This window comes from Bacillus sp. GMa5/1 (genome assembly GCF_050172015.1).
In the GTDB taxonomy this organism is placed as follows: Bacteria; Bacillota; Bacilli; order Bacillales; family Bacillaceae_G; genus Bacillus_A; species Bacillus_A cereus.
In genome coordinates this window covers 1-4,157 of record NZ_JBNLYC010000271.1, presented here as the reverse complement: position 1 = coordinate 4,157, position 4,157 = coordinate 1, and the positions used below count along the sequence as shown (strand labels likewise).

Here is a 4,157-nt window from a genome sequence, read left to right as displayed (position 1 = left end):
GGATAACCATAATCCTCTCTATACTATGATTGGGATACAAAAGCTAGAAAGGTATCAATCCATTTATTCTTAAATTGAATTACCATTCCTCCGTCATGGTAGGTTTCGTTATATTTTGAAAAAACACTTCACAAACAATATGTATTACTTTATGGGAACATTATTAAATTTGAACGATATTAACAATGCTTTGTTGATAATTAGCTAAAAAAGTATTGTACGATTAAATGTATTGTGTTACATTTGTGTTACAAGGTTGTTACGAAATATTATAATTATTTCTATATCATTTCCTTAATGTTACGAAAGGTATAGACGTGTTATGTGTATAGGAGTGTGTGTAGTAAAGAGTCTGAGTTGAAAATACGTGCACACTTTAAATTTCCTTTCTGTCTGAATGAAGAAGACTACCAACTAATTAAAGGGTTCAAAGTAACAACTTTAAATAAAATGTGCTTCCTTTCCCACACACAATTTAGTACATATTTAAAGTACAGCCTAGTTGCTACACAGACTCTTGTACATATAAACATTAAGGTGAAATAGAGATAAGGATTTATTACATAATAAGCATTACTTAGCTAAACGTAAAAATATTATCTGTGCATTTTTATGAAATGTTAAAATGTCTAGATGATATTTTTTGAAGATTTCTTGGATATGTTTATGAATAACAATTTCTAATACTTAATGATTCTCTACTACTGCAATATCCAATAATTTATGTAATAGGATTTATAAGGTGTATGTACATTCACTTATATAGGGAAAATGAGGTTTTTCATATGAAGTATAGTTATAAAGTGTTTATATTTATTTGGACAATTATTTTATTGTTTTTTCTACTTTATTATGGTTACAGTGAAATTTCTGATACCAAGAAAGTGCCAGTTATAACAATCAAAAAATAGAAGTAAAGAATATTGAGAAAACCAAATGAGATAAAAATAGATACAGTAGAAAGGCTACTACAGGAAGTAATTAATCGTACGAAGTTAGATGGTGAAAATACATCTCTTTATAAAGATGCTATTCATGCAAGGTCGTTATCAAGTGGTCATAACCCATCGAGAACATGGGTAAAAACGTTACAAGGAAGTATGGGGGGATAGAATTCCAGAAGGCTGGAGGATATGTGGTGAAAATGTGTATGCTTGTCATGGCATTCACTACACAGCACTGACGTCCTATTTTTATGTCTTTTCAATATAGAATGAGAAAAATGAATGTTTATCGTGGGATGCAGCAGTTGCATGGTGTAAAAAGTTAGGCCTTGCACACGTTCCAGTGTTATATCGTGGCCCCTATAATGAAAAGGTAATTCGTTTGTGCTACAACGGTACTTCACTCTTTGGAGGGATTCAGGAGGGGTATGTACTTAGATTAACGGATGCGTTTCACTATAATGATTTTTCAAAATCCATAGGGGCATTTGTTCGAAAAGACCATGTGCAAACCAATCAGCACTGGATGACACAAGCGGTTATCCAAAATAAATTAGCAAAATAAAAACACGCAATTCCAAATGGAACTGCGTGTTTTTTCTTTTTTTAGCATCATTTGACGTTCATGTATGGTTACTCTTATTAGAGAATATGTCCCCTAACCACGGAAAACTATTAATTTATTAGTTTTTATTCGTAACTTTTAAAGTATCTAATACGACTTTAGTTGTGTCTGCAATAAGCTTATCATCATATTCTGCATCTTCTTTATCATGATTAGAAAGGATGGCAAGAACAATTGGCTTTTTATTTGGTGGCCAAATAATTGCAATATCATTCCTTGTTCCATAAGATCCTGCGCCTGTTTTATCAGCTACTTCCCATCCTTTTGGTACGCCCGCACGAATCAACTTATCTCCAGTCGTATTTCTCTTCATCCAATCTACTAATAATTCACGTTTCTCTGTTGGAAGTGCAGATCCTAATGTAAATGATTGAAGTGTCTTAGCGATCGCTTCTGGTGTACTGGTATCGCGCGTTTCTCCAGGATGTACTTCATTTAATTCAGGTTCAAATCGTTCAGATTTAGTAACCGTATCTCCCGTTTCTCTCAAGATTTTTTCAAATGCGGATGGACCACCTAACTTTTTAAGAATTAAATTATGTGCCGTACTGTCACTATATCGAACAGAAGCATCTGCAAGTTCTTTTAACGTCATTCCTGTATACACATGCTTTTCTGTAATTGGATTATAATTAGAAAGGTCTTCACGCGTATACGTAATCCCTTCATCAAGAGCTTCTATTGAGTTCTGACGTAAAAGAGCTCCCGCTGCTAATGATTTAGATGTAGAGGCAAATGCAAAACGATCATTTGAATGATAAGCAATAGTTTGATTTGTACCTGTATCCAGAGCATAAATACCAAGCTTAGCATTATATTCTTTTTCAAGCTTAGCAAAAGAATCATGACCTGTATTTTCTTGTTTAATTTGCTTTATTTGTTTTGTTTGCTTAGGTGGTCCAGATGGAGTATTACTATTAGAACACCCTATTAGTGTTACACATGAAAGTAATACGACAGGTACAATCTTTTTGTAGGTAAAGAACTTGTTTAAAACGTACATGAATTTTCAACCTCTTTCAACGATATATGGATTTTGTTTTGGTATTTTAAATACCGATGTTAATTAAAGCGGGTGTTGGATACCGATACTTCTGAAGTTGAATTTTAACAGGCTAAGCAGAACCAAAGCGTTTATATGAATGAACAGTTGCTGTTTAGGGTGTTTCTTTTTTTATAGTTTACCTGTGAAAGTATTAAACTCGTAACATTTAAATGAAGTATCTCAATACACACTTTTTTACATCACTTTACTTTGGGGAATAATAAGTCCTTTCATATTTTTAGGGATACACATAATAGACACTCTAAGTAATAAATTTGTTCCATTTTAACTTGGTAAATGGTAAAGAAAATACAATGAATTGTAAATGAAATCTGTACGGGAATCTAGTACCGTATAGTACAGTGCATATGAAAAACTCCTCAATGCTATCTCTCAAAAAATAATAATTCTCGGCTTTATAGACTGTATTTTCAAAAATATTGCGAACTTGTAAGAAAAATGAAAGGTAATTCAATATGAGATAAACAACCTTACTATAATGAAAAACAGAATCATTATTAAAATCATGAGATACGATATCAAGTTATTTGCGTGTTTAATACATTTGACCAAATATTCCAGTTTTAATAGGAAAAGTCAAAATGTAGACAAGTATCTTCTATCAAATCTCATTCTTAGTGTGTACATTTGGAGGGAATTTCTCATATGAAATTAGTAAAAGTAAAAGATCTTAGTTAGGAGAAAGATGAGAATGCTAACAAATTCTATGGGAAGGTGAAGAAAGAAGGTAGCGTAGGTCTATTCATTAAGAGTAAGCTTGAGGAGATTATATCAGCTAAGTTACTCTTTAGCGACACAGTTAATCCTGAGGGGGATGAGACAATTACAAAAGAACAGCAAGTTGAATTTCACTTCTAAGAGGGGGCAGACGCCTCTCTTTTTTTATGTCGCAAATAGCATTAATTCGTTAAGTAATTTATATGAGATTATCTTAAATAAGTTAGTTAAGAAAGAAAAATAAAAGTGAGTAACAAGATAAAAATATACAGGTACGTAAAAAATAAGGAAGTTGTATTTGCAAGTGTTTTAGTTGGGTGTGATATCAACCGTATGGGTAAAGATGAATATTACGTTCAAATTAATATGGATGGAAAAGGAGGAGTTTCAAAATCTATGGATGGTAAAGTGATGGGAAAGGAGTATGAATATACATTATCGGGTTTTGATAAGGAAGGTAAAGAAAAAGAGTTAGAATTTATCGCACAAAAGAATCTTCGTAAAGAAGCATTCCTACGTGTATATCATTTAGATAAAAAGGTGTAACAGCTTGGGAGGAAGTGCTGGAAGACGGGATCCCTAAGAAAGCAAAAAAACTAGGTGTGAAATAATCAGTTATTTGTGATGGTGGATTCTCCTAGGTGGAGGGTTCGCCGTTTTTTATTATATGTTATGTTGTGGTTTTTATATAAAGCATATTGAAAAGATGGATTAAATCTTCTGGAATGATGTCTCCATAATTAATAACTTGTACAATAACCTTTCAATTATCACTAAATCCATTCATATCAACAAGTTGTCCCAT

The 4,157-nt window shown here is 32.4% G+C and carries 2 protein-coding genes and 3 pseudogenes; 3 read left to right on the top strand and 2 right to left on the bottom strand.

Features of this window, described 5'->3' with window-relative positions; translation table 11 throughout:
- Window positions 1-23 precede the first annotated feature (23 nt).
- Window positions 24-110, bottom strand: a pseudogene (locus ACQGSG_RS27125) (DUF2278 domain-containing protein); the annotation flags it as partial.
- An 813-nt stretch (window positions 111-923) separates the two neighbouring features.
- Here ACQGSG_RS27125 and ACQGSG_RS27120 point away from each other — a divergent pair.
- Together ACQGSG_RS27120 and ACQGSG_RS27115 are read left to right on the top strand one after the other, a co-directional pair.
- Window positions 924-1,112, top strand: coding sequence for an RNA ligase family protein (locus ACQGSG_RS27120; RefSeq protein WP_255262012.1), 189 nt, complete (start codon window positions 924-926; stop codon window positions 1,110-1,112).
- Window positions 1,113-1,146: 34 nt separating this feature from the next.
- Window positions 1,147-1,509 (top strand): annotated as a pseudogene (locus tag ACQGSG_RS27115) (RNA ligase family protein).
- A 118-nt stretch (window positions 1,510-1,627) separates the two neighbouring features.
- Here ACQGSG_RS27115 and blaIII read toward each other — a convergent pair.
- A complete protein-coding gene (blaIII, locus tag ACQGSG_RS27110) occupies window positions 1,628-2,572 on the bottom strand; it encodes a class A beta-lactamase BlaIII (RefSeq protein ID WP_000289423.1) in 945 nt (314 codons plus the stop codon).
- 1,038 nt (window positions 2,573-3,610) lie between these two features.
- On the opposite strand from blaIII, the pseudogene ACQGSG_RS27105 reads away from it, so the two are divergent.
- A pseudogene (locus ACQGSG_RS27105) lies at window positions 3,611-3,963 on the top strand (YxeA family protein).
- The last annotated feature ends 194 nt before the right edge of the window (window positions 3,964-4,157 follow it).